The organism is Nonomuraea sp. LP-02 (assembly GCF_036289125.1).
GTDB classification, from domain to species: domain Bacteria; phylum Actinomycetota; class Actinomycetes; order Streptosporangiales; family Streptosporangiaceae; genus Nonomuraea; species Nonomuraea bangladeshensis.
This window is the reverse complement of sequence record NZ_JAXCLK010000001.1, coordinates 8,438,897-8,462,912: the sequence shown is the minus strand read 5'-3', so window position 1 is coordinate 8,462,912 and position 24,016 is coordinate 8,438,897. Positions and strand designations below refer to the sequence as shown.

Annotated in this window: 23 protein-coding genes and 2 pseudogenes; 17 read left to right on the top strand and 8 right to left on the bottom strand. The window is 63.0% G+C overall.

The window, feature by feature from the left end; all coding sequences use genetic code 11:
• The first annotated feature begins 187 nt into the window (after positions 1-187).
• The 5 genes from SMD20_RS39785 to SMD20_RS39765 all read left to right on the top strand — a co-directional run bounded on the left by SMD20_RS39785 (position 188) and on the right by SMD20_RS39765 (position 4,812).
• The gene (locus tag SMD20_RS39785; RefSeq protein ID WP_329591146.1) at positions 188-1,498 is read left to right on the top strand and encodes an IS4 family transposase; all 1,311 of its coding nucleotides are present in this window, start codon (positions 188-190) and stop codon (positions 1,496-1,498) included.
• 515 nt (positions 1,499-2,013) lie between these two features.
• Positions 2,014-2,259, top strand: a complete 246-nt coding sequence (locus SMD20_RS39780; RefSeq protein ID WP_329591145.1) for an NUDIX domain-containing protein — start codon at positions 2,014-2,016, stop codon at positions 2,257-2,259.
• Between the two features lie 393 nt (positions 2,260-2,652).
• A complete protein-coding gene (locus SMD20_RS39775) occupies positions 2,653-2,952 on the top strand; it encodes a transposase (protein WP_329591143.1) in 300 nt (99 codons plus the stop codon).
• A 78-nt stretch (positions 2,953-3,030) separates the two neighbouring features.
• On the top strand, positions 3,031-3,819 hold the full coding sequence (locus SMD20_RS39770) for an IS3 family transposase (protein ID WP_329591142.1): 789 nt from the start codon (positions 3,031-3,033) through the stop codon (positions 3,817-3,819).
• 195 nt (positions 3,820-4,014) lie between these two features.
• Positions 4,015-4,812 (top strand): hypothetical protein, encoded by a 798-nt coding sequence (locus SMD20_RS39765; RefSeq protein ID WP_329591140.1) that lies wholly within the window; start codon positions 4,015-4,017, stop codon positions 4,810-4,812.
• A gap of 70 nt (positions 4,813-4,882) precedes the next feature.
• Here the strand turns inward: SMD20_RS39765 and SMD20_RS39760 are convergent, their stop codons facing one another.
• The 3 genes from SMD20_RS39760 to SMD20_RS39750 are packed head-to-tail and all read right to left on the bottom strand — an operon-like array spanning position 4,883 to position 8,417.
• Entirely contained in the window at positions 4,883-5,776 is an 894-nt protein-coding gene (locus SMD20_RS39760; RefSeq protein ID WP_329591138.1) for a XamI family restriction endonuclease, read from the bottom strand.
• 47 nt (positions 5,777-5,823) lie between these two features.
• A complete protein-coding gene (locus tag SMD20_RS39755; RefSeq protein WP_329591136.1) occupies positions 5,824-6,747 on the bottom strand; it encodes a XamI family restriction endonuclease in 924 nt (307 codons plus the stop codon).
• Positions 6,748-6,764: 17 nt separating this feature from the next.
• Positions 6,765-8,417 (bottom strand): Eco57I restriction-modification methylase domain-containing protein, encoded by a 1,653-nt coding sequence (locus tag SMD20_RS39750; protein ID WP_329591134.1) that lies wholly within the window; start codon positions 8,415-8,417, stop codon positions 6,765-6,767.
• Between the two features lie 585 nt (positions 8,418-9,002).
• On the opposite strand from SMD20_RS39750, the gene SMD20_RS39745 reads away from it, so the two are divergent.
• Both SMD20_RS39745 and SMD20_RS39740 read left to right on the top strand, forming a co-directional pair.
• Positions 9,003-9,536, top strand: a complete 534-nt coding sequence (locus tag SMD20_RS39745; protein WP_329591132.1) for a hypothetical protein — start codon at positions 9,003-9,005, stop codon at positions 9,534-9,536.
• A gap of 27 nt (positions 9,537-9,563) precedes the next feature.
• Positions 9,564-9,953 (top strand): integrase core domain-containing protein, encoded by a 390-nt coding sequence (locus SMD20_RS39740; RefSeq protein ID WP_329591130.1) that lies wholly within the window; start codon positions 9,564-9,566, stop codon positions 9,951-9,953.
• A gap of 145 nt (positions 9,954-10,098) precedes the next feature.
• Here the strand turns inward: SMD20_RS39740 and SMD20_RS39735 are convergent, their stop codons facing one another.
• On the bottom strand, positions 10,099-11,247 hold the full coding sequence (locus SMD20_RS39735) for an STAS domain-containing protein (protein WP_329591129.1): 1,149 nt from the start codon (positions 11,245-11,247) through the stop codon (positions 10,099-10,101).
• 231 nt (positions 11,248-11,478) lie between these two features.
• Between SMD20_RS39735 and SMD20_RS39730 the strand changes: the two genes are divergently transcribed.
• The 3 genes from SMD20_RS39730 to SMD20_RS39720 are packed head-to-tail and all read left to right on the top strand — an operon-like array spanning position 11,479 to position 14,346.
• Positions 11,479-11,712 (top strand): hypothetical protein, encoded by a 234-nt coding sequence (locus tag SMD20_RS39730; RefSeq protein ID WP_329591127.1) that lies wholly within the window; start codon positions 11,479-11,481, stop codon positions 11,710-11,712.
• Positions 11,709-13,766, top strand: coding sequence for a hypothetical protein (locus SMD20_RS39725; protein WP_329591126.1), 2,058 nt, complete (start codon positions 11,709-11,711; stop codon positions 13,764-13,766). Before SMD20_RS39730 ends, SMD20_RS39725 begins: the two co-directional genes overlap by 4 nt.
• Position 13,767: 1 nt before the next feature.
• On the top strand, positions 13,768-14,346 hold the full coding sequence (locus SMD20_RS39720) for a hypothetical protein (protein WP_329591124.1): 579 nt from the start codon (positions 13,768-13,770) through the stop codon (positions 14,344-14,346).
• A gap of 435 nt (positions 14,347-14,781) precedes the next feature.
• On the opposite strand, the gene SMD20_RS39715 is transcribed toward SMD20_RS39720, so the two are convergent.
• Positions 14,782-15,171, bottom strand: a complete 390-nt coding sequence (locus tag SMD20_RS39715) for a hypothetical protein (RefSeq protein ID WP_329591122.1) — start codon at positions 15,169-15,171, stop codon at positions 14,782-14,784.
• A 103-nt stretch (positions 15,172-15,274) separates the two neighbouring features.
• Here SMD20_RS39715 and SMD20_RS39710 point away from each other — a divergent pair, with 103 nt between their 5' ends.
• Together SMD20_RS39710 and SMD20_RS39705 are read left to right on the top strand one after the other, a co-directional pair.
• Entirely contained in the window at positions 15,275-15,925 is a 651-nt protein-coding gene (locus tag SMD20_RS39710; protein ID WP_329591119.1) for an HNH endonuclease, read from the top strand.
• A gap of 72 nt (positions 15,926-15,997) precedes the next feature.
• Entirely contained in the window at positions 15,998-16,900 is a 903-nt protein-coding gene (locus SMD20_RS39705) for a restriction endonuclease (protein ID WP_329591118.1), read from the top strand.
• Positions 16,901-17,122: 222 nt separating this feature from the next.
• On the opposite strand, the gene SMD20_RS39700 is transcribed toward SMD20_RS39705, so the two are convergent.
• Positions 17,123-17,425: a hypothetical protein gene (locus tag SMD20_RS39700; RefSeq protein ID WP_329591116.1), complete on the bottom strand. Its 303-nt coding sequence runs from the start codon at positions 17,423-17,425 to the stop codon at positions 17,123-17,125.
• 899 nt (positions 17,426-18,324) lie between these two features.
• On the opposite strand from SMD20_RS39700, the gene SMD20_RS39695 reads away from it, so the two are divergent.
• From SMD20_RS39695 to SMD20_RS39685, 3 genes and pseudogenes are all read left to right on the top strand, one after another.
• Positions 18,325-20,859 carry a hypothetical protein gene (locus SMD20_RS39695; protein WP_329591114.1) on the top strand — a complete coding sequence of 845 codons (2,535 nt, stop codon included), beginning with the start codon at positions 18,325-18,327 and terminating at the stop codon, positions 20,857-20,859.
• Positions 20,860-21,152: 293 nt separating this feature from the next.
• On the top strand, positions 21,153-21,338 hold the full coding sequence (locus SMD20_RS39690; RefSeq protein ID WP_329591113.1) for a hypothetical protein: 186 nt from the start codon (positions 21,153-21,155) through the stop codon (positions 21,336-21,338).
• A gap of 89 nt (positions 21,339-21,427) precedes the next feature.
• A pseudogene (locus tag SMD20_RS39685) lies at positions 21,428-22,513 on the top strand (IS630 family transposase).
• Here SMD20_RS39685 and SMD20_RS39680 read toward each other — a convergent pair.
• A complete protein-coding gene (locus tag SMD20_RS39680; RefSeq protein WP_329591111.1) occupies positions 22,510-22,803 on the bottom strand; it encodes a hypothetical protein in 294 nt (97 codons plus the stop codon). The pseudogene SMD20_RS39685 and the gene SMD20_RS39680 sit on opposite strands and share 4 nt — an antisense overlap.
• Before the next feature lie 160 nt (positions 22,804-22,963).
• Between SMD20_RS39680 and SMD20_RS48485 the strand changes: the two genes are divergently transcribed.
• Positions 22,964-23,398 carry a helix-turn-helix domain-containing protein gene (locus SMD20_RS48485; RefSeq protein ID WP_442942559.1) on the top strand — a complete coding sequence of 145 codons (435 nt, stop codon included), beginning with the start codon at positions 22,964-22,966 and terminating at the stop codon, positions 23,396-23,398.
• Positions 23,395-23,738, top strand: a pseudogene (locus SMD20_RS48480) (transposase family protein). The gene SMD20_RS48485 and the pseudogene SMD20_RS48480 overlap by 4 nt, the downstream one beginning before the upstream one ends.
• Here the strand turns inward: SMD20_RS48480 and SMD20_RS39670 are convergent.
• Positions 23,710-23,874, bottom strand: coding sequence for a hypothetical protein (locus SMD20_RS39670; protein WP_329592871.1), 165 nt, complete (start codon positions 23,872-23,874; stop codon positions 23,710-23,712). The pseudogene SMD20_RS48480 and the gene SMD20_RS39670 overlap by 29 nt on opposite strands.
• Between the last annotated feature and the right edge of the window lie 142 nt (positions 23,875-24,016).

Here is a 24,016-nt window from a genome sequence, read left to right as displayed (position 1 = left end):
CGGGCTACTGCCGCAAGTGCGGCTTGTCCATCGTCGCTTCGAAGCCATTCTGCTAAACACCTCAACCAGCCGTCGAAGAACTGGATCTCCGTTGATTGCCGAGTATGCCAGCTCTGTTGTTTCCAGCACTGCCGAGACGGGGTCCTTGCCCCGTCCGCCAGCCAAGAAATTGTTCGCTCCCGGGCACTTGGGTGAGCTGACCGCGCTCGTGCCGTTCGAGATCGTCGCTGCGATCCTCGAGGAGACACGCAACGTGCAGCGTCGCCTGCGCGGCCTGCCCTCGCGGGTCGGGGTCTACTTCCTGTTGGCGATGTGCCTGTTCCCCGAGGTCGGCTACCTACTGGTCTGGCAGAAACTGACGGCCTCGCTGACCGCCCTGCCGGTCCTGGCACCCACCGCCAAAGCCCTGCGTGACCTACGCCGCAGGGTCGGCAGTGCGCCGATGCAGCGTCTGTTCGAGGTGCTGAGCGGACCGCTGGCCCAGCCTCGAACTCCCGGAGCGCGCTTCGGGGTCTACCGCACGGTCTCCCTCGACAGCTGCAGCTCGCTCAAGGCCCCCGACACCGTTCGTAACCGGGCCTGGCTCGGCAGCCCCGGCCACGGCGGCTACCCCCTGCTGGAACTGATGACACTCGTCGAGACGAGAACCCGGGCCCTGATCGGTGTGGTCTTCGGCCCCACCGGCGAAGGCGAGAGCGCCTATGCCCGGCGCCTGCTGCAACTGCTGAAGCCGAACATGCTCGTGTTATGGGACAAAGGCTTCGACGGCAATGTCTTCCTCGCCCAGGTCAGCGCCACCGGCGCGCAGTTCCTCGGCCGGCTGCGCAGCAACCGGCGCACCCCCATCCTGGCTCCGCTCACCGACGGCTCCTACCTGTCGATGATCGGTACCTTACAGATCCGCATCATCGAGGCCCGCGTGACGGTGACCTGTGCGGACGGCACCACCTTCGCCGGCACCTACCGCCTGGCCACCACGCTGACCAACGCCCGCCGCTATCCGGCCGCCGCCCTGATCAGCCTCTACCACCAGCGGTGGGAACACGAGTCGGCCTACTACGCGCTCCGCCACACGGTCATGCAAGGGCGGAGACTGCGGTCAGGCGATCCCGCCGGCTTGGAGCAGCAGATGTGGTCGATACTCACCCTCTATCAACTCCTCCGGACGGTAGTGGTCGACGCCGCCGAGTCCCGGCCCGGCACCGACCCCGATCGCTGCGGCTTCTCTATCGCCCTGCATGCTCCGCGCGACCTGGTGATTCGGCCTGGCGACAATTCGGGGTATGCCACCGGCCTGGTGGGCGTCGTCGGGCGCCGTGTCTTGGCCGCGCTGCTCCCACCCCCCGCCCGCGAATCAGCACCCGCAAGGTCAAATCGCCTATCTCCTGTTACAACGAACGCGTACTCCGGCAGAGGCGCTCAACGAGCAGCTAGGCTTGCTGACAGGCAGTGTTGCAACGACTCCTTGAACCCGAGCTGCGCCTCGTTATCGGTGTGAAACACCGCGGCGTCCAGACGGCCGCATAGCCGAGACGATCCGCCACGGATCCCCTATCGGCGTCGTGACACGGTCTGCCCCAGCATCCCGGTGCTCCCGAGTGGTCAGCAGCCGCGAGGCGAGATCGACCACCGAGCGCCGGTCGTGAACTCCGCCGAAGGTGACCAGGCCATCGCGCATCAACATCGTGGCGGCCCGTACCGGCCCATCGCTGCTCGCCAGGTTCACGTAGTGGCTGGCGAAAGCCTCATGGTCCACCGTCATCACCTCTGATAGCCGCCGGGCGCGGGGTTTCTCGGCTCCAGCGTCTGGTAGACCGTCCGCATTGGACAAGTGGCAGGTTGTCAACTCCCGGATCCCCGGTCTGCAGCGGTCGGCCGTGTTAGGTGCCAGGCACAGCCATCCACGAAGAGAGGCCCCTGCTGATGAACTACCGCCCCCCACACCTTTTCCTGTGGCGGTAAAGGGCGTGATCGTCCGCGAGGGCAAGGTGCTGCTGCTGCGCAACTAACGCGATGAATGGGAACTGCCCGGGTGGCAAACTCGAGCTCGGCGAAGACCCGCCAGCCAGCCTCGAGCGCGAGATCAGCGAGGAAGCCGGCTGGGATGCCCACATCGAACCGATCCTGGACTCCTGGCAGTACCACATCTTCCACGGCGTCGACGTGCTGATCGTGACGTACGGCGCCACCGTAACCACCGACAAGCCGCCGGTGCTCAGCCACGAGCACAAAACAGGTGGGCCTGTTCGCCGAACATGAGGTGGAGGACCTGTGGATGCCGCAAGGCTACAAGCGCTCGATCGCCGAGTGGTTCTCCAGGCTGCATGATCCTCTAAGGTAGGGCACTTGCTGTGTGCCGCGTGCGCGACAACCGTCGACGACGGATGGAACGCCTCCCAGGTCTGCCTCGCCTGTCACATCATCAGCGGCGCCCCACTGCCCAGCCGCGCCTCCGCCGGCTCACCAATCTGGCTGTGGACATCTCCATCCGCGAGCCTAGCCCTGGCCTCCGGCACCTGGCAGTGGTCACCAAAGCGTACCGACGCACCACCCAGATCACCCAGTCCACCGTGAGCGCAGTGGGCTTGAGCCGGTTTGGCGGACATCCGAGATCAGGGGTTCGTCCCCGGAAGGATGTCCATGATGCAGAGCATGGGGAAGAAGAAACCGCGTCCTCGCCGCTCGTTCACGCCGGAGTTCAAGGCCGAGATCGTCGAGCTGTGCCGGCGCGGTGACCGCTCGGTCGGTCAAGTGGCCAAGGACTTCGACCTGACCGAGACCGCGGTGCGTCAATGGATCCGCCAGGCCGAGGTCGATGCCGGCCAGCGCGACGGGCTGACCAGCAGTGAGCGGCAGGAGCTGGAGGCGTTGCGGCGGGAGAACCGGCGGCTGCGCGAGGACGTCGACGTTCTCAAGCGGGCCACGGCTTTCTTCGCCAAGGAGACCCGGTGAACGTGCACCCGTTCATCGAGGCGGAGAAGCAGGGCGGTCACAGCGTCAAGCGGGCGTGTGAGCTGCTGGGAGTCTCCCGTGCCGCCTTCTACGCCCGCCGCAACGCCGCACCCGGCCCCGCGCGCGGTACGCGATGCCGAACTGGCCGAGCAGATCGCTCAGGTGCACGCGCGCTCGCGGGGCAGCTATGGCGCGCCGCGGGTGCACGCGCAGCTGCGGCAGGACGGGCAGCGGTGCGGACGGCGGCGGGTGGCCCGCCTGATGCGTGCGCTCGGCCTGGCCGGACGGTATCGGCGTCGGCAGGTCACCACGATCCCCGACCCGCATGCGGGCCTTCGGCCGGACCTGATCGAGCGCGACTTCACGCCGGACGCGGCGGCCGTCGATACGCGCTGGTGTGGCGACATCACTTACATCGCCACCGAGGAGGGCTGGCTGTATCTGGCCACCGTCATCGACATCGCCTCCCGGCGGGTGGTCGGCTGGGCGACCGCCGATCACCTGCGCACCGGCCTGGTGGCCGAGGCCCTGCAGCAGGCCTGCGCCCGACGCCGGCCGACCGGGCCGGTGATCTTCCCCTCCGATCGCGGCTGTCAAAATACGAGCGCCGGCTACGCCCGTCTGGCCGGGCGGCTCGGCGTGCGGCTGTCGGTCGGGCGCACCGGCCAGTGCTGGGACAACGCGCTGGCCGAGTCGTTCTTCGCGGCCATCAAGGGCGAACTCCTCGACCAGCAGTCCTGGCCCACCAGAGCTGCGGCCCGCAGCGCGATCTTCGAGTTCATCGAGGGCTGGTACAACCTGCACCACCTGCACAGCAGCCTGGGCTACCGTAGCCCTGCCGACTACGAGGCCGCCGCAGCGGCCTGACCACCACAACAACGGTGTCCGTCAAAGCGGAGCAAGCTCACAGCGCTCGGCTATGACACGACCTATATCTCGATGCTTGAGAACGGGCGGCGAGCCATCACGGACGTGCCCACCCTTCGACGGCTGGCCCAATATATGGGACCGCCCCCACATAGTCTCGGCGTTACCGACCCCGCGGAAGCCGACTTCATCTCCGTGATCAAGTTCGGCGAATCCACCATCCGCCTGGCCTCCGTCGCTCGCGGGCCAGGACACAGCGCCGAGGCCATCAACGAACTGTGGCCCCTCGTCTGGCGACTCGAAGCACGGCTTCTCGAAGGGCACGCCGACCATGCCGCCGCGCGCTGGACCGGCCGCGCCCTTCTCATCGCCCACCGCCTCGACGACGTCGCCCTCCAAACCTGCGCTCTACGCGTCCACGGCAACGAACTACGCAAGATCGAAAAGAAGCCGGCAGCCGCTGCTCGTCTTCAACGAGCCCGCGACATCGCTCCAGCCACCGCACGCGGCGCAGTCCTCATCCCCCTGGCCCGTACGCTCGCCGAACTCGGCAACATCGAGTACTTCGACACCACCATCATCGACCTGCAACACTTCGTGGACTCCCACCACGGCACACCACTGGTCAATCCCTTCGTTCTACGAGAAGTACACCTCCGCGGCTTGCTCGCCACCGGCCGTCTCCAGGAGGCGACGCGTCTCGCAGAAGCGGACGCACCAGACGCGACCGGTGTCGCGCCGCAACGGCAGCCCATCGAACGCGTCACCGTCGCCGAAGTCTTCCGCGCCACGGGCGACAAAGCCGCAGCCTCCTATGCACTCCTGCAGTCGATCGCGACCGCGGAGAGCACACGGCTTCCGCATCAGATTCAACGTGCCATGCGAGCCTCACGTGGGAGCCCTGCCGCAAGTCGAAGAGGCTGGCGCAGCCGCTCTCCAACGCCTGTACCTCACGTTGCCAGCGGCCTGATCACTCAGAGGTTTCGCCCCTAACGTGATAGCCCACGAGTTTAATCTGCTTCTTTTCGATGCTTGTGGTCCTGAGCCGATGGCTGCGGTCGCATCAACGTGTGCTCTCGATGAATCTCGCGAGAGCTTCTAGGTCGTGCGCCCAGAACAATGCAAGCCCGTCCTGCTGCGCTGCCTGAAGGTTACGTAGCTTGAATACACCGGCCAGCATCGCGGCCGGAATTATTTGTGCAGTCCCAAACTCGCGCAGCCAAATCTTCGCTTTTACTGCAGCATCGTTATTCAGACGCTTTATACTGTTGGTGGAAGAGTTACTCACCTTGCACTCTAAGGGCATGTGGCGCCCATCCCACAGACCAACAGTCAGATCCGCCTTTCGGCTACCGAAAATACTTTCTTTACAGTATTCACCAGCTCGCGGAGCGAGGCTTAGATTAGAAATCGTCCGAGTTGCAACCTCGCGAAATCCAACGGACTCCAAGAAGTCAGCAACAGCTCCTTCTTGATCATTTTTAGAGCCATTGGCTCGATCCGTCATCACTCGACGGGTCGCAATTAGGGCCGCCGTGGAATTGATGGCAATGGCCAATTCATCATCCTCGGCAGGCCGATTGCGATGAACCCAAGGAAATCGTTTAGGATCCAAGACCGAGAGAATTGTACGGATGACACGACGCGCCATCTCTTCGTCCGCCTGGAGCCTCGTGGGCGAGAGACGGGCATCGGCGAGGACTTTAAGATCATCCTCACTAACGGCAGGTGAGGCAAGATACCTGCAGGCGACCAGCAGGTTTGGCTTTGTCAAGACATCGCATGCCTTAGCTTCCAAGTCAGCAAGATTCCGAGTGCTCTTCAAAAGAGTGCGAACCGCCATGCTGTAGTCGTCGAACGCCTTAAGATACTCCTCAAGAGGTTCCTCGATTCTCTCTGCACGGAAAATATCGATCGCCTTCACGCGATCGACTTCCAGTTCCTCTGCAGTCAACACTGGTGGACCCAGAAGCATTGGATCGTCTCTCCAAACCGATGGCTAGATTACCCTTTTGCTAGAAAGTCGTATGCGACGGACAGATCATGGAACCACCAGATAGCGAGGCCCCTAGTCTGCGCGTCCTGTAGATCATTTATCGCATAGGGTCCAGCGAGGATGGCCGCAGAAACAGTCGACGACCCTAGAATCTCTTTCCATCCTTCAGCCCGCGGCACAGTCTCAACGAAAATCCTTTTATGGGAGTTCAACTCCGTGCTGCTCGACTTACATTCAACCGGAACCGCCAAGCCGTCCCAGCGCCTGATGACAAAGTCGGCTTGGCCGCCCTTATCTCCATCCTTTATAGAAGCACGTCCACAGAACTGCCCGGGACCGGGTAGATCTTCGCGCCGCTGGATTTTCCGTGATTTAACCTTCTCGAAGCCGCGCTCTTCCAAGCCTTTGCAGAACTTCTCCACCTTGGCGCGCTGTTTTGCCTTACGTGCGACTTCGCTGTCATTAGCAGACATCAGAGCAGCGGTGGCGAGTGCAGCAGCCGTAGTCTCGTGCTCATCCGGCTCATAGTCATGGCCTATCCAAGGAAATCTTGATCGATCATGCCCATCATAGATGACTTGGACAATGATGTCCCGCGCTTCGAAGTTGTTCCTGATCTCTTTCTCTGAGACCGAAGAAAGACCTGTAACCTCTTGGAGGTCACCCTCAGATATAGGCGGTCCGGCAATATATCTGAACGGTTTAAGAAATTCACGCTTTGCGAGTGTTGGGGGATCTAGAACGGACAGATCTCTGAGATCACGAGTCTCTGCTAGCAAAGCATCGACGAGGTCACGATTCTTGTCGAAGCGATCGTGGTACTCCTGCGTCTCTTCCGTCAGCCGCTCGTCCCGGAAAATATCAGCCGACCGCTTACGGTCAGCTTCGAGCTCGTCTGACGTCCAGAGCTGAAACTTGTCACGACCAGGCACATGGTTACCATAGGAGATCAAAGGCCGTTCAGCAAGGTCTCAACGGCTGGCACCGGGAGCCGCTCCATCTCCTTGGGTTCGAACTTGGTCAACCCGCCGGCGTATGTCCTGCCCTGTGTCTGGCTTACCTCAGTCCTTAGATGTGCAGCAAGGCGTTCGAGAGCTTGTGGAGGGAGTTCCATTCGTGGATAGATCCCATGCGCGATGTTGAGGTAACTAGCGTGGGCATCGTTGAGTACGAACGCTGGCGGCCGTCGTGCCATGTAACTAGCAAGGATCGGGGCTGCTTGCCGCACCCCCAGGTTCCACCACACACGCCGTTTGGAAGCCAAATACCCTTCACGAACGCCTTGTTCTTCCGCGAACTTGAGAAAGGCTCGAACTGCCGCGTGCTCCTCGTCGTTCAAATCCTGGAGACTGCTAGGAATATCAATGATACAACGCAGATTCTCAGCACTTTTAAGCCGCTCTCCTGCGGCAAAGAGCTCTCTTGCTCGGGTGACTGCAGGCACCAGGCAACTGCGTGGGATTCGCCCGTCGTTCATATCCGTCACCCATACATCGTTAGCACCTGTGGCGGTGCCGCGGTGAACCCTCGCCAGCTCGCCCAGTTCCACGAAGTCTTTCGGGAGCTTTGGTGTTACGCGCGTGAGTACGGACCAGCGGTTTGCATCTGCTAGGCGCGCGCGAGAGATCTCGCGCCCTCCTTCGAGGCTTCCCAAGTTCTTGGTATCCTTGACGCGCCTGAGTCGCATCTTGGCGTGCGCCTTCCCGACTTCAAAACACGTAATCGCCCCAGTGGTTACAGCATCGGCAAACGGTCTTGCCTCAGGCTCGATGACATGAATAGCCGTTCCACCAAGGCCATCAAGTAGGAGTTGGCGAACTAGGCTTCCATAGTTGACATCAAGCCATTCTGCACTAGTAATAAACGTGCCAAAGTCACCTGGCGCCGCCTGTTGAGCAGTAGCTAGGAAGAAATGGACATGCAAGCCTGCCAGCGCTGAAGCGCGCAGACCCCGCTCCTGAGCAGTTTTGAGAAGCCACTGCTTCCAGGTGCTGTCGATTTGGTGATGCCGAACATAAGGCGGATTGCCAATATAGAGTGTTCGTCCTACGTGGGGAGCGGCTCCCATAATACGGTAGTCGCCTAGGGCAACCGTTGCAGATGCTGCGTGGCCAGCAGCGGCAAGGCTCGCGCGAGTCATCAGCGTCGCCAGGGGGTCAATGTCGATAGCGAGTAGCTGCGCCTTCGGGAAGCGTCGCGCAGCAGCAAGGATATAGCGGCCTGAGCCGGATCCGGGGTCGATTACTCGGTCGGGTATGCTTTGTGCGGCGGACCACTCGATCATCGAGTTGATGATCGCCTCGGGTGTGTAGGTTTGCCCCAAGGGCCTTCGCGCCTCTGCAGACCTTATTCGATAGAATTCATCGCCGAGAGGGTCTTGCCCTTCCCGAATTGCCTCTCGCAACGAAGCAATGTCGGACTGGCTCAATGATTGAGGCCTTGCAGCGAAGCGACCGATAAGTTCGAATTCCTCGCGGCTCCAACCTGCGACTTCTTGCGCTCCAAGCGCAAGCGCCATAGATACCAACCGCGCCATCGAATCATCCGTCGTTGTCATGTGCACATCGTGCCCCATGACGCCGACATTTTCACGTCGGTTCACACTAGCAACTGTCGCATTCGTGGATCTTCACCGGGTGCAACCGCCTCCCAGTCGTTCTACTGGAGAGTAGCAGGTGAAGAAGTCGGATCATCATACGAGGTCACTCCTCCTCCTCTGAACCCGGGCCTGCGGCAACATCGAGGCAGGAGCATCATCGCCCGCGGTAGATCGCTCCGGCCAGAAGCCTGCGCCACGTGCCTCGCGCATGCTCTCATGACGACACCCACGCCGCTTGAGCGCTCAGCACAAGATGAGCTCTTCGACAGGCTTGAGGTGGCTGTCAACGACGGCCGAATTCTGGATCAGGCACACATTCCGTGATCGGACCCGTCGAGTAGACCACGGTTCGGGCGTTCTGGCCGGCAGCCGTGCCTCTGATCACAAGCATCTGCAGCGTGTTGATCGAAGAGCTGTTCGCTGTCCTGTTCCCTCATCTGGTCGGCGTGTGCGTTGAGCAAGTCTTCGGTCGGGAACCACGGTACGGATCCAGGCCAGGACCGACACCGTGGAGACCGCCTGCCCGGCCTGCGGAACACTATCGCAGCGGGTGCACAGCCTGTACCGATCATAGTGCTCCGCCACGAGATGGCCGTGTTGAAGCGTCAACTCGCCCGCCCGAAGCCGGACTGGGCCGATTGGGCGCTCCTGGCCGCCTTGACACGCTTCCTACCTGCGGTACTGCGGGCGCATCGGCTGGTCACTCCGGGCACCTTGTTGGCATGGCATCGCCGATTGATCAAACGCTCGTGGACCTATCCCCACCGCCCTGGCCGTCCCGGAACGAGCAAGGAAGTCCGGGATCTGGTCCTCCGCCTGGCACGGGAGAATCCGAGGAGGGAGTATCGGCAGATACACGGTGAACTGGTTCGGCTCGGCTTACAGGTCAGCGCAGCGACCGTGCGACGGATCCTGCGTTCGCGCCGACACGGTCCGACTCCCCGAAGCCTCGACACCTCCTGGCGGACGTTTCTACGCCTGCAAGCGAAGGCGCTGCTCACCTGCGACTTCTTCCACGTCGACACGATCTTCTTGAGACGCCTGTACGTGTTGTTTATGATGGAGGTGGCGACATGGCGGGTGCACGTCCTGGGCGTGACCGCCAACCCCACCGGCGCATGAACGGCCCAGCAGGCCCGCCACCTGCTCATGAACCTCGGGCGGAGGGCCAGCTCATTTCGGTTCCTCATCCGTGATCGGGACACCAAGTTCACCGCCGTTTTCGATGAGATCTTCGCCGGCGAGGGTGTCACGGTGATGAAGACGCCGCCGCGGACGCCCCGAGCCAACTGCTACGCCGAGCGCTGGGTGCGCACCGTCCGGGCCGAATACACCGACCGGATGCTGATCTACGACGAACGCCACCTTCGATCGGTCCTGGAGGAGTACGCCGAGCACTACAACGCGCACCGCCCGCACCAGTCCCGTCAACAACGCCCACCCGATCAAGATGAGCACGTTGTGGTACCGCTGGAAGGCCGGATTCAGTGCCGAAAGGCGCTCTGCGGAGCGATCAACGAGTACCACCGAGCAGCCTAGCCGACCCAAGAAACACCAGTTCAGACCACGCTCACGAGTTTTGAAGCGCTACAGGTGCCGAGTTTTTCTCTTAGGCCCCTATCTGGCTTTAATAGACATTGTCTAGTGCGGAGTATCGTCACGTCCGAACGCGACATCGTTCAGATCAGTCATCTTCTTCGCCTGACGGCAAGGAGCGCTCTCGCGTCGGCGGCGGGTCATCAGCCGCACCGCACAACTCCAGCGCTTCGAGCACATTGCTCGGCTGCGTCATGTCGGCGCTGCGCTCCAAGAAGATGAGCTGACGCTGCGTCAGCGTACGGACTGCCAGGCGGCCCGCGTCTTTGATGACCAGGACCGACCCGACCATTACCACCGCCTGTTCGGTGCCATCGAGCGCCTGGATGAGGGTCGCTGCGGCCTGCGCCTGCTTGCTGTCGTTCTCAGCCTGGACGCTGTGCAGCGCGCGAAGCTCAGCCGCCCGACGCAGTTCTTCGGCGATCTCCTTAGCATCCGCAGACATCGCCAGGTCTCTAGCCTTCAACCGGAACCGGCGGAACCACGAGCCCTCCAGTGGCTCGGAACGCGGCGTCACTTCCCACCCAAACGCCTCACCGAACTGCCGCAGCGCCCTCTCCACTGCCGGCGCACTCTCGGCGTCTCCCAGATAGGCGAAGCTCTCCTGCGCGCCCCTGGGCAAGAGCGACTCACGCAAGGCGTCCAGCACCTCGTCGTCCGGCCCGTCCGGCATGACCTCCAATGCCGGATCCGGCTCCACCTCGTCCGGCCTGACATCGGCGAGCGCCTGCATGACCAGCGCAGCGGAGAAGGCACCCTTCAAGGGATCTGATGATGGGCGATAGCCAAAGAAGGCGAGGAAGGCCCTCTCCCCCCCGTCCGCAGCCTGCATTCCCAGTTGAAGCGGCACCTCGTCCGATGGCCGTCCCGCTGACAAGATCTTCGATATGCGACGGTCTAAACGGCCTGATGTCGTACGATCCGAATCCAGGGCTGCCAAGGCATGATCCACGTCTGGTGAAGTCGGTAGCCCAATCTGGCGAGCCACCGTCCGCCATACCCCCGCTTCGCTCGCCAGGGTTGCGCCTCCGCCCACCTCACGCGCGTCGAGCCATGCGCGCAGCATGAATCGCCAGCCGCCCGGAGTAATCCGTTCCGCACCGGACAGGTCAAAGATCAGCCAGCGTTCACTCTGCTCAAGGTGGGCCCCCAGCAACCGGGCGACCTCCTTCGCGGCGCGGTCGTCAACCACCCCTCGCAGTACAACCACGATCGCCTGGGGCGTGGGACGCGCCACAGTTCCTCCTCCGTGAATAGCCATCATCGAGCATACGCGCGCTGCGTTCGCCACGCATGAAACGTCTCAAAAAGTTTGATAGCCACTGTCTCGCGACAGATGTACGGACGAAACCGTGATTCGGCTCGATGGATTTCGCGAGAATCGCAAATAGGTTGGTTTCCGAAGCAATCGGCTCGGTTCGGGTTATCGTCGTTGGGGGCCTTGAGAGCCGTACCGAGGGGATCCGGGATGCCTGGTCTTGATCGAGAGGCGATGCAGGCAGCAGTGGTACGCATCCAGAAGTTGTCTGATGACCACTGGTGGACGCTGCATCCTTCCTGCACGTTGATGGGTGCCCGGGCCTGGGTGGGAACGAGCGGGAGTCGCTTCGAGCAGACCTTGCTCAGTCGCCAGCGCGAGCTGCGTGCGTTGTTGGCAGGGGCCGTCGCGGATGCCAAGGACGAGTTGGCGAGCATGCGATGAGCTACAGCGGAGTCAAGCAGCCCGAGTTCGACACCCTGGTCGCCCGCCACACCACTGCGGCGCTGCAACTGGAGGATCTGGCCGCGATGCTGCACGGCGAGCTCTCCGCGGCAGGGCTGAGCACCGAGCCGGCCCTGCGCATCCGCGCCATGGCGAAAGAAGTCAGTGCGGAAGTAGACGATCTGCGCCGGCGTCAGCGCATCGTCCAGGAGATGGAACGCATGAAGGTCGTCTACCGTGAGTGCACGCCAGACGGGACTATGATCGCGGTTCCTGATTCGACGGCGGCCGCGCAGGGTTTTCTGGATGGGACACTGGCCGCGAACGCGGCGGTTGCCGCCAGTCGCGGGGACAAGGCGGCGCTGGCCAAGCTGCACGGGTATGCGAATAGGGCAAAGGATCCGGAGTTCGTCAAGGTCTTCCTGGCCAAGCTAGGTGCCAAGGGCATCACTGAGCTACCGGCCGCGTTGGGGCTGCAAGTACGCGCCAACGTCACGTCCCAACGTGATCCGCAACAGATCGAGCAGGTCAAACAGGTGATGAAACTGCTGTCCACGGCCCTGGCCAAGGGCACCGACCCCGCTGACGAGGCCTACATGGGACAGGCTTACCTGGATCAGCTTGTGAAGGAAGGCCGTGCCGAGCACAAGGCGCTTGAGGTGACCTACGTCGGCTACCAGGCTCAGGCGCTCATCTGGCGGGCCAGCGAGGGCAAGCCACCGTTCTCGAAGCGGTTCATGGAAATAGTGGGCCGGGACGTGGTTGTGCATCAGAAGGAACTGTCGGATTCCCGCGGCCCGTACGCCAACAGCCTGGATTTGGCCACGGTGCTCGGCATCAGCGACTCCATGCAACCGGGCGGACCACGCATGGGGCAGCCTGGAGAACAGATCAAGGCCAGCGTCATCGACGATCTCTCGCAGGCCGGAAGATTCTCGTCGCCAGCGGCGCAGGCGTTGCTCTTCCACACTCCGAAGGGCTGGACGACGTCCATCATGGAGTACCTGCTCACCGATCGGCTCGACGGCTTTAACCACACGCGCAACCAGGCCCCGTTCGCCGGCCTGCTGCAGAAAGCGCTCAGTGGCAAGGACAAAGAGTCTCTCACGCACACCAACGAAGCACTCATCCTCCTCAAGGAGGAGCTCGACGGGGTGGTCGGACGGGGTGCAGACGGCAAACTGGAGATCCTCGATCGGAAGAAGCTGGACCGGATGTCCTTTCTCAGCGGCCCGATGGGAATGATCATGGCCGCCCACGTCGACAAGATCTTTGGAGTCTTCGATGACAAGACGCCCGAGCTCAAAGACGTCGACCGTGCCGAGATGGATCGGCTGCTCCTTTTCGTCGGCCGTGACGAGGCCGCCACGAAGGCGCTCGTGGGTGCGGAGGTCGAGAGAATGCTGCTGAAGGTCCAGGAGTCCTACCGGCGGGACGGTGGCGAGAGCTTGAATGAGGTGCTGATCCCCGAGGCACGCTTCATGGGACATCTGCTCGAAACTCGACGACTGTTCCTCCTTTCGCAGGCCACGAGCGACGGGCAGGCCAAAGAGGAAATGAAGAGCCTGATCAGCGGTGTGCTCAGTGAGGCGACCGGACCGGTCGGCAAACTCGCCACGCGATTCGGATTCTGGGGCGACAAGGCACATGAGAAGCTCACGCCGATGGGATTCGACAAACTCTCGGCGTTCCTGACCGACCGGCTGATGAAGGAGGGCCTCTCCGCGGACTCGGCCCTGCAGGAGGCGGGCAACGATCGCGAGATGGCCATGTGGATGGTCCACAAGATGGTCCTCAGCAGCAGCATCGCGAACGGTCAGTGGAGCCGCAGCGCGCTCGAGGACGCCAAGGGCTCGCCCTTCGCCACGAACAACGACCCGCCCAAACTGAAACCGCTCGACGAGATCGTCGCCGACCCAGAGACCTTCGACAAGTTCATCGAGTGGGCGCGCTGGCACACCAAGGTCGAAAGCAGTACTCAGACCGTCAAGGAAGCCATGGACAACAGTGCTCTGTTCGACGTGCACAGCAATCTCGGCATCGAGCGGTATTGACATGTCCACACGCGCCGCGATTGCTGGCCTCGGTACTCTTGTCATGCTGACGCTGAGCGTCGGCTGCGCCCAGCAGAACACCCCTCCTCCGGCCAAGACGACTGTCGCACCACAGCCGGTGATTGACTCCAGCCCTTATTGGTGCGACGTCGTCCCGCAGGAGGCCATACGGACGATCAGCGGTCTGACCCTACCGCTGGAAGAGAGCAAGGACGGCGTTCCCGCCACGCATGGCGCCTGCTCGCTGAGAAACGAGTACAACCGCTTCTCACTCAACTGGTCCATTCGTGATGGACAAGAAGCACTTGATCTCGCCCGCGAGAACTTTGGAAAGAAACGCCTGTCAGAACTTCCAGCAGACCTGGGAAAAGGGCTGATCGCCTACACGGGGAACAGCCCTAGGACGAGGCCGTATGTGGCGTTCATTCTCTTCCGATGCGGCAACGACCGGCCATGGATGGGGATGGATGTTTCACAGGTAGCGCAAGGGCGGAATTTGGTCAAGGACTTCACCGACCTACTCCGAATCGCCCGCGACCGCTACGGACAGCTGCATAACTGCGTCCCAGAAGTGGCATAGCCCTCAGCGCGCATCCATACAGCCGCATCAGTCGCAGCGCAGGGTACATGATGATCTTGTACGACGGCGCAGCCCCGTCACCTGCTGACAACACCCCTGTGATGCAACTGACGGGCGCGAACAACTACCTCCCCCCATACTGACTGCGCTGCCGTACCGGCCCTTGCATAGGGCAGACTCCGCTTCTTCCGCGGTAGACAGCTCTGCTGATGCACCACGCCGCCGCCCAGACGCAGCCCTCGTCACTCTCAGGTTGCTCCAGGGATGGCGGCAGCGAGCCGGTCCTCTGGTCCATATCAGTGACCGTGGACTCTCCTGCTGTGGGCTACGGAGGCCAACAGGGGACTGCTGCTCAGCCCAGCACTCGAGGACCAGACGAGGCTTAGCACCCGTTGGACTGTCGTTCTTCGGACATATCGTGATCCAGTGGCATTATCAGACCTCAAACGCGAGATGGTCCTCCTGGCCATCGAGGAGTACGACCAACTGGGCCGCGACACCTTCCTTGAGCGGTACGGCTACCGAGAAGCACGCGACTACTTCATCATCCACAACGAACGCCGGTACGACTCCAAGGCAATCGCCGGCGTGGCATACCGAGGTGTCAACGGCCGCGCGCTTCGCCCTTCGGAGTTCTCTGGAGGGGCCGCAACGGTCGGCAGGATTCTCGGCCACCTCGGGTTCCTTCTTGGTGCGCGCCAAGACGCATCGCCTGCCGCGGCGTTCCTGGCGAAGATCGGAGATCTCGACACTGCCGTCCCGAACGGCCGCCCCAAGCGTTATCAGCCGCTCACCCTCCTGTGGGCCCTTGGTCGAGCGGCGCACGGAGCGGAGCGCCTTGTTCCGTGGGATGTCACACGAGCCGAGATCCGTACCCTATTCAGAGAGTTCGGTCTACAGGGCGACCGGCCCACCCCCCCCAATACCCTTGAAGCTCGCGCACTTCGGGTTGTGGACGCTGCCCGACCACCCGGAGCCGCCTCGCCCCAGCGGCAGTCCGCCTTTGGCATGGATGAGCCGGAACCAGCCGGTCTCCGATCTGCGCGAGTGGGTGTTCGACCTGGTGGCGGAAGACCAGGCGGTACGGTCTCAAGCGAGCGCGTGCCTCTTGGAGAAGTACTTCCCGGACGAGGATCAGAACGCGCTGCTCCTACGCGTCGGCCTGAGAGACATCGAAGAAGAGCCGCTCCCACCGCCCGACGACGTTCGTGCAACGGAACGCCGCCCAGCCACGATCAAGCGCATCGTTCGGGACAGCGCACTCTCGCGGCTGATCAAAACCCTGCACGATCACACCTGCCAGATGTGCGGAGTCCGACTGCTCCTCCCTAACGGCCCGTACGCCGAGGGAGCGCATATCCGGCCGCTCGGCAACCCGCACGACGGCTACGACGTGGCAGGCAATCTCCTCTGTCTATGCCCCAATGACCACGTGCTTTTCGACCAGGGCGCCATCATCGTCAAAGACGACCTTACGGTGGTCAATCAGCTTACCGGCGAGTCGAGGGACGCCTTGCGGACCGTTCCCGGGCACGACGTCGATCGGCAGCATCTGACATACCACCGCAATCTGTACTGACCCGTAGCACTGTTGATTACGAGTGTTCAGCCTGCGATGAAACTTGCCGTACCCCTCTGCCATGATTCCTCTGTGACGGATCCCACAATTCCCACGTACAAAGACCTTTTATGGCCCACCCTCACGGCAGTCCGGGACCTCGATGGCTCTGGATCGATCACCGAGATCAGCTCCAGGGTCATCGAGAGTGAGCGGATCTCGGAAGAACAACAGGCTGTCCTCAATAACCGGGGGGCGCAGAGCCTGCTGGAGGAGCGGATCGGGTGGGCAAGGAGCTATCTCAAGGGCATGGGGCTCCTCACTAACAGCAAGCGGGTATGGTCTCTCACCGAGTACGGACGCACGGTACGACTCGACGAGATCGAAAAGCTCCACAAGGACTACCAGCTGGCTGTCCGGAATAGGCCGCGGCAGGAGAGCGACCAGGCCACCGAGCCAACAGGGAAGGTCGTCACTCTTCCGGAGGAGGAGCTACCACCTCCTGACAGCAGCGCGGTGGAGCCCGGGCAGGAAACCTGGCGGGAGGTTCTCCGTGAGACCCTGCTGGCGATGCCTCCGGACGCTTTCGAGCGTCTGTCGCAGCGGCTCCTGCGTGAGGCTGGCTTCTCCAACACCCACGTCACCAAGCTTTTCGGCGATGGCGGCATCGACGGTTGGGGGAAGTACCGGATCTCACTTGTCAGCTTTCCAGTCTTCTTCCAGTGCAAGCGCTACCGCGGGACCGTGGGCGCGCCCGAAGTCCAAGCTTTCCGCGGTGCGTTGAGCGGACGTGGCGACCGCGGATTGATGATCACAACGGGAACGTTCACCGAACCCGCTAAGAAGGAAGCTACTCGCGATGGAGCCACACCCATCGATCTCATTGACGGTGATCAGCTGTGTGACCTGCTCAAGGAGTACGGGATCGGAGTCACCACCACAATTCGCCAGGTAGAGGACGTGGTGATCGACACGGATTTTCTCCGAGGGATGTGATGGTTCGCCGGGGGAACCGGTCGACGGACGGTCCTAATCCGTAGAGGTCCGCCAACGGTAGACGAACGTCGAGCGCGAAGAGAGACGGCCCCAGCTTGGCCGGGGCCGTCGTCGCTCCAGTGACCTAACCGGTCAACACATCGGCGATCTTCGAGTTGATGTGCTCTTGCTGGCCGGTCCATGCACTTCACCTACACCCGAAGCTGTCAAGAGCTCAAATCACTACCAGCGCAGAGCCCTTCGTCCGGTTGAACGGAAGGGGTCAGGGCGTCGAACGGCCAGCCCGGGTCGCCTGGGATCATGTTTCATGATCATGTCTACTCTGTATGCGTCACCGGGCGCCCGCTCAGCGAAGGCCCGCGCTGCCGTTTCGCCGACGAAACGGCCCAGCAGATGGGCAACTTCTTCACTGTCGATCTTCGACGCCTCGACCAGATGGCCGGCCTGCCGCCAGGCATTGATCTTCGTGTCGAGCGTGCCGGTGAGCAGGGAGTCATGGAGACCCAGGACCGGAGCGTTGGTCATGTCATGTCCTCGGAGACATAGGAAGATCACATATCTAGCTGATGCCGCCTAGGACGGCAAGGGATCACCAGGCGCGCTCGTCCGCGATGTCGGACATGACCTCGAAGCCGCCGACCATTAAGCGCTCCGGCTTCGGTGGCAGCTCGTCCCTTGCAAGGACCGAGTCATGGCAGCCAAGCCATCCCAGCCCGGGCCGAGCTGCGTAAGCATGCGGTCCGGACGGTCGCTGAAGTCCCCCCGGATTACGCGATCGAGCGGGCCGCAGACCTACTGACACGCGTGCGCGACGTTGAAACTGACGGCCTATCTCACTCTCTGCATTGCCATGATCGCCCTCATGGCCTGCCGCCTCACCAGCGCGAACACCCCTACCTAGAGCAGCACCTGAACTCGGGATCAACCGGCCTAAACGCCCACAAAGTACGCTAAAGAACCCCGAGTGGCCAATTGTATTTGGCCTGCAGTTATAGCGGTGCAAGCGTTACAGCCCTCGCAGCCCGGCCCCGGAAATACGAAATACTCTCGCGTTCTTTCGGCATAGCGGGCCATACCTATCAAGTTGAGCCAGAACGCTTAATTCCCCATTTCGGCGTTACCTAGGACGCCACTTGTGCGAGTATGGGTCCGCACGTCGGTGGCTCTCCACCTACGTCCGCCTCATGCCGCCGTCGGCGGAGTAGGAGCCAGAAGCGAAACGCCCAGGCGCCACCGTGGCGCCGGTAGGGCTGTTCTTTCTGCGGGCAGAGGCAGGAGGGCCGTACGGAGCAGGCCGCAATCGGGGACACTGCACGAACCGGTTCGTATTCTGCTGGCGCGAGACTTCGGTTTCGGGTGCGTGTCACGCCCTCGGCAGCCGAGCGCGTGCTTCTCCCGGCATCGCCGGAGAAAGCCAGCCCATAATGACTGCTATAAGACGGCCAGACGGCATCTATCCCTACATCGGTACCGAGGCTTATGCGGAGCGCCTGGCCGACGCCATCGAAAACACCTGCATAGAGCAGGAGGTTACCCCGCCGCCACGCGACGCAATCATCGAAGGCCTCGCCACCACCCTAGGCAACACCGAGATAAAGAAGCTGCTGACTTCCCAGCGCGGCAAGAAAATCCTTGCCCCCCACGCTTATCGAATCGTCCAGGCTGGCCAAGAAAAGGTGCTCCTGCTCACCTGTGACGTCCACGGCGCAGGTATCGTCCCCTGGGACCTGAACGACCGCACTGCCGGAGCGTGGACCACTCCCGACGAGGAGGCCATGCAGCGAGTCCGGGAACTAGTCGCTGCCGAGGTCGCTATGGAGCAGGCCGACAAGGATGCGAAGCTAGCGGAGAAGGAGCGCGATGCTCGTCGCCGTACGGGAGACAGTCAACCCCACGCCGCGGCCGCGCTTGCGGCGGCAGACGACAAACTCCGGGTAGCACGCAAGGCGGTGGCAGAAGCGCAGCGCGAGTGCGAGCGCCTGCTGTCATCGCTCGGCAATCGCCGACCCCGCCCCGCCGTACGGCCAGCGGAGCACAACGGACAGCCTGCGGCCGCGTTTACACTCGCGCCTCAACCGCAGGACGTCGCCGTGCACCTCCAGCGCTACGCAGTAGAAAGCCTTCGCCGCGCTGGCCGCCGCCGAGGCTACAACCTCATTGAGTCACTGGTCGCGTCCGGTCAACTGTCTCGGGGGACGTGTGCGCTCCAGCAGTGGCAGATTCAGCAGCCAGACGGTCAGATCACGAGTCTGTGGCGCATGGTCGCCGTGACGGCGAACAACAGAACCCTAGCCCGTCTCGACATCTACGGAGTGCATACCGAGCACCTGGTGACAGGCATGCCCCAGCATCTGTGTCCGATGACGAACGACAAACCCGAGTCCACACTCCTGCTGCTGAACATGCGGGAAATCCTGAACCGCATCTCTGTCAACCTCAACACCGTACGTGCCAAAGAGGATGCGGGTCACGAACTCCCGGCGCACCGTGCCGCAAAGATCACCACCGTGCCCACGGACATCGTGATCGGCTGTAGTAATCCGGCAGCACTGGAGCATGTGCTGCGGACCCTGAACGTCGACGACCACCTGCGCGGCATCCAACCCTACGACGAAGACGCCCGCCTCATAGCGCTCTGGGCAATCCTCGTCGACGCCTACGTCACTGACGAGCGACTCGTACCAGCACTTAGCGACGCGTTCCCCGATGCCAAAGCTTCCGACCGGCTCAACGTGGACGCCGTGCGGGCAGCGCTAACCGCAAACGGGCCACTCGATCCGCTCGCTCCGCTACTACCCATGGAGGAGATAGCCGACCCAATAGCACTGCGGGACATTGCCATCCGCTCCATCACCGCACTCGTCTTTCCCGACCTTCCGCCAGCGCCGCCAGAGACCGGACGGCGCCAAGTACGCGACACTGGACCTAACTGGCCGATTGTGCGCGGCGCGCTACAGGAGCCAGCCTGGAGCCAAATCAGCGCGAAGGCCGCCGTGACCCGTACAAGACTCTGGTCCGCAGCCGTCGCTCAACTATTCTTGCAGCGCGGGAACATTCTGTCCGCGACTGGACTGTTCGGAGTATCGGACGTCAAAGAGGGCGCCCGACAAGACCCCAGGTCGGTCAGAAAACTGCTGCTAAAAGCCGAAGCCGGCGATTCCGCAGCCTGGTCAGCACTGGTCGACCGCATAGTGCCTAACCTGATCCACGCCCCCGAGCCGCTGGTCACCCCCGGCCAGGGCAGCGAGGCGGGCGACCTTCGTAAGGGAACACGCCGCAGTCCGTCAAGTGCCGTTGCCGCGCTAAAGATGGCCTACACGCGGGGGGCGCCGGCCGTCACCCGGGAACTGCTTATCGCCTTCGCGAAGGAGATCCTCTCCCATCCCGACGCATCCAGCGCTCCGGAGGCTCCTGACGGAACGACTCCCGTCTGTTACGGGGAGCAAAACAGAGTTCCTGAGAACAGGACGCCGATCGTGCCTGGCATGATCCTGGTTCCCGACAGCGAGGGGAACCCTACGAACTTCCTAGTGGACAAGGCATGGTTCGACGAGATCTTCGGACCTGACATGGCACCGGTCCCGAACCGTTCCGAAGGCGGGGGGGACGAGGACGAGGAAAGCGGCTGGTTCAGCAGCGGAAACTCCGGCCCAGAGAGCGTGATGAGGGTAGCTGAAACCATCGCGACTAGCCCTCGTACGCAACTCAGTGATCTTCGGCGGGAGCTACCCGCTCGGATCGAGGTCGTCGCTGGTTCGTACGAACACGCAGTCCAGTCCGCCGACGCTCTGCTGAACGACTTCGAAACAGCCCGGCAGTTGCGCATCGATCTAGAGGAACAGACTCTCTCCGCTGACCAGCGGATTGAGTGGATGGAGAAGCTGACCAAAGCACGCAGTGCCGCCGAGGCCAGTATCGCTGCTCTGCAGCAGGTCGAGGCGTTGATCCTCCAACTGTAACTTCCATGCGCCGTCCGCATGAGATCCCACGCGGACGGCGCAGGCGGTGACGCCACTTTCAGACGGTGTCGGTCCTGAAGCCGTTCCTGCTGGTAGCTGCATACCGCATGCCCGTCGTGCCACCCAGCGCCAGCGCTGACCTCTCAACTCCCCCAGCTATCTATGACGACCTCCAGTGGCGCGATGCCCTTGTGATCCGGCTGGGGTGGGCCCAGCGGACGCGATCAGCAGCACCCAAGTGCCTTAGGCGAGATGGTTGAGGGATCGGCGGCATATCGCGTCTCGCATCCCCATTGGCGCAACGGCGGCGCACGTCCATCGCCTGGTCCCACGGCGGGCGGGCGGAGATCCGTACCTGGTGGAAGTGCGCCGGTACTGGCAGCGAGGAGTACCGCTGGGTCGTCGACGGGTTCGCCGAGGGCGTCGCCCGGGCGAGAGCGAACGCCTACTCCTTGCAGTACCTGCGGGTCATCTGCTAGCGAGCCGGTCTTGAGTTCTGGTCTCACCACATGAGGTGAGTTCCGTTTCAGGCCGTGACGATTTCGCTGTATCGCGTTCTGCTGAGGAGATGGGCGACAACAGACTGGAACCGCTCGTGCTGAGTGAGGCCGAGCGGATGGCGTTGCAGGGCTGGGCCGGCCGCCGCTCCACCGCACAGGGCTTGGCCAAACGGGCGCAAGATCGTGCTGGCCTGCGCCCAAGGGCTGAGCATCACGGCGGTGGCGGCGCGGCTGGACACCGATCGCGGCACCGTGGCCCGATGGCGCAGGCGATTCTTACGCGATCGGCTGGACGGGCTGACCGACGAACCCCGGCCAGGGGTGCCGCGTACCATCACCGACGCCCAGGTGGAGGAGGTGGTGGTACGCACTCTGGAAGAAGTGCCAGCGGGGCTACCCACTGGTCCAAGCGTGAACTGGCTCGCCGGGTGGGCATCTCGCCGACCAGCGTGCTGCGCATCTGGCGAGCGTTCGGGCTACAGCCCTGGCGCACCGAGACCTTCAAGATCTCGGCCGACCCACTGCTGATCGACAAGATCCGGGACGTGGCCGGGCTGTATCTGGCCCCACCGGCCCATGCCGCGGTGTTCGCCGTCGATGAGAAGCCGCAGATCCAGGCGTTGCAACGGAGCGCTCCGGTGCTGCCGATGCTGCCCGGGGTGCCCGAGCGGCGCAGCTTCGATTACGTCCGGCACGGCACCGTGGACCTGTTCGCCGCCTTGAACACCGCCACCGGCAAGGTGATCGGCAAACTGTCCGCCCGGCATCGCGCCGTCGACTTCCGCGACTTCCTGGAGGAGATCGACCGCCAGGTCGAGCCGGGCCTGGCGGTCCATCTCATCTGCGACAACCTGTCCACCCACAAGGCGCAGGTGGTGCACGCCTGGCTGCTGGCCCACCCGCGTTTCACGCTGCACTTCACCCCGACCTACTCCTCCTGGATCAACCAGGTCGAGCGCTGGTTCGCCGAGCTGGAGCGGCGCTGTCTGGAGCGCGGCAACTTCTGCTCCCTGGACGCGCTCAAGACCGCGCTGGAGGAGTGGATCAAGCTCTGGAACGAGGACGCCAAGCCGTTCACCGGGACCAAGACCGCCGACCAGATCCTCGACCGCATCTGCCGCTACTGCGACCGAATCTCAAAACCAGCTCACTAGGGATCGCCCACCGCGATGGCGGGCATGCGGCGGCCTCGCCAGACCATGGTCGCCCAGCCGTGCGGCGTCGCGATGGTTCGTGTGGCTGCGCGCAGCTGGGCGATCCGGTGGGCACGCAGGATGCGCGTGTGGACGAGGTGAAGGCCGCTCGGGCTCCAGCATCTGATCGGGCCGCGGCCCCAGGTGTCGAATCGTATTTCGACGCGCGCGTGCTGCCCGGCCGGAGGGGGCTCAGCAGTGCTGATGGCGGTAGTGCCCAGTGAGAGCCAGTCGGAGTCGTATTCGAACACGACCCATTCCAGAGCATTCCCATGAGCGAACAACGCTGAGGCTTTTCCAACCTGATTGCGCTGGTCAGCAGGGGGCGGCGCCGGGACGGGTTGGCATGAGAAGAGGCTCCCGGTAAGACAGCAGTCGACCAAGATCCGATGCCTCTACCGGAGAGCCTCGTTGCTGTCATACCGTGCCGCGATCCCGCTGTCCAATCACACCCTGCCCCCCCTGGCCGAACTGATCCGCGCGCAGCGGGCTGCGCGCCGCTGCCGATGGCGACGACTGGACCCATCCCGGCAAGCCCTGCTCGTACTCGCCCACCTGCGCAACGGCGACACCTACGCCCGCCTGGCCGCCGGCTTCCACGTCGGCACCAGCACCGCCTGGCGCTACGTCCGCGAGGCGACCGACCTGCTCGCCATGCTCGCCGACGACGTCCACGCCGCCGTCTTACGCGCCGGCCGGCTGGCCTACGCCATCCTGGACGGCACCCTGATCCCGATGGACCGGCTGGCCGACGAACGCCCGTACTACTCCGGCTGTGAGAATCATGTTGTGCTGCTCCGGGGCCATGGCCTGACTCGTACTCTAAACACCGCCGCCACGGCGTGAACGTGCAGGTCCTGGCCGATCCGGCCGGCCGGCTGGTGTGGGCCTCACCCGCGCTGCCCGGCGCCACGCATGATCCTTCGCCGACAAGGCATATCAAGGCGCAGGCGGCAGCATCCGCACCCCGTTCAAAGGCCACCACCTGCGGCCACCGCTGTCACGCCATCAGCGCGCGGTCAACCGCGCACACGCCCGCATCCACGCCCGCGGGGAACGCGCCGTTGCCACTTTGAAGATCTGGAAAGTCCTGACCCGGCTGCGATGCCGCCCACACCGCGCCACCACGATCGTGCAGGCCATCCTCGTCCTGCAACTCATCGAAGAAGGCCGCTACTCAAGATGAAAAGTGCTCGCTGCAGCAGAGTCGCCTTCGACAACATCACGCGACACGGCACCGGGTCGGCATCGTGCGGAATGTCCAGCCCATGCCCGATGATCCGGCGACCCTGTTCGGCCAGGGCCGGGTGGAACTCTGGCATGAGCTGACAGTACGTCTGCCAGATCGGGCGTGTCGAGGAACGTTGGCCTCATGGGAACACTCGACAGGCGCAGTGCCGCCCGCTCCATGCCGAGGTTACGTGCGCATTCACCTATTGCTTGTGGTGACTGAGTAAGGAGCCG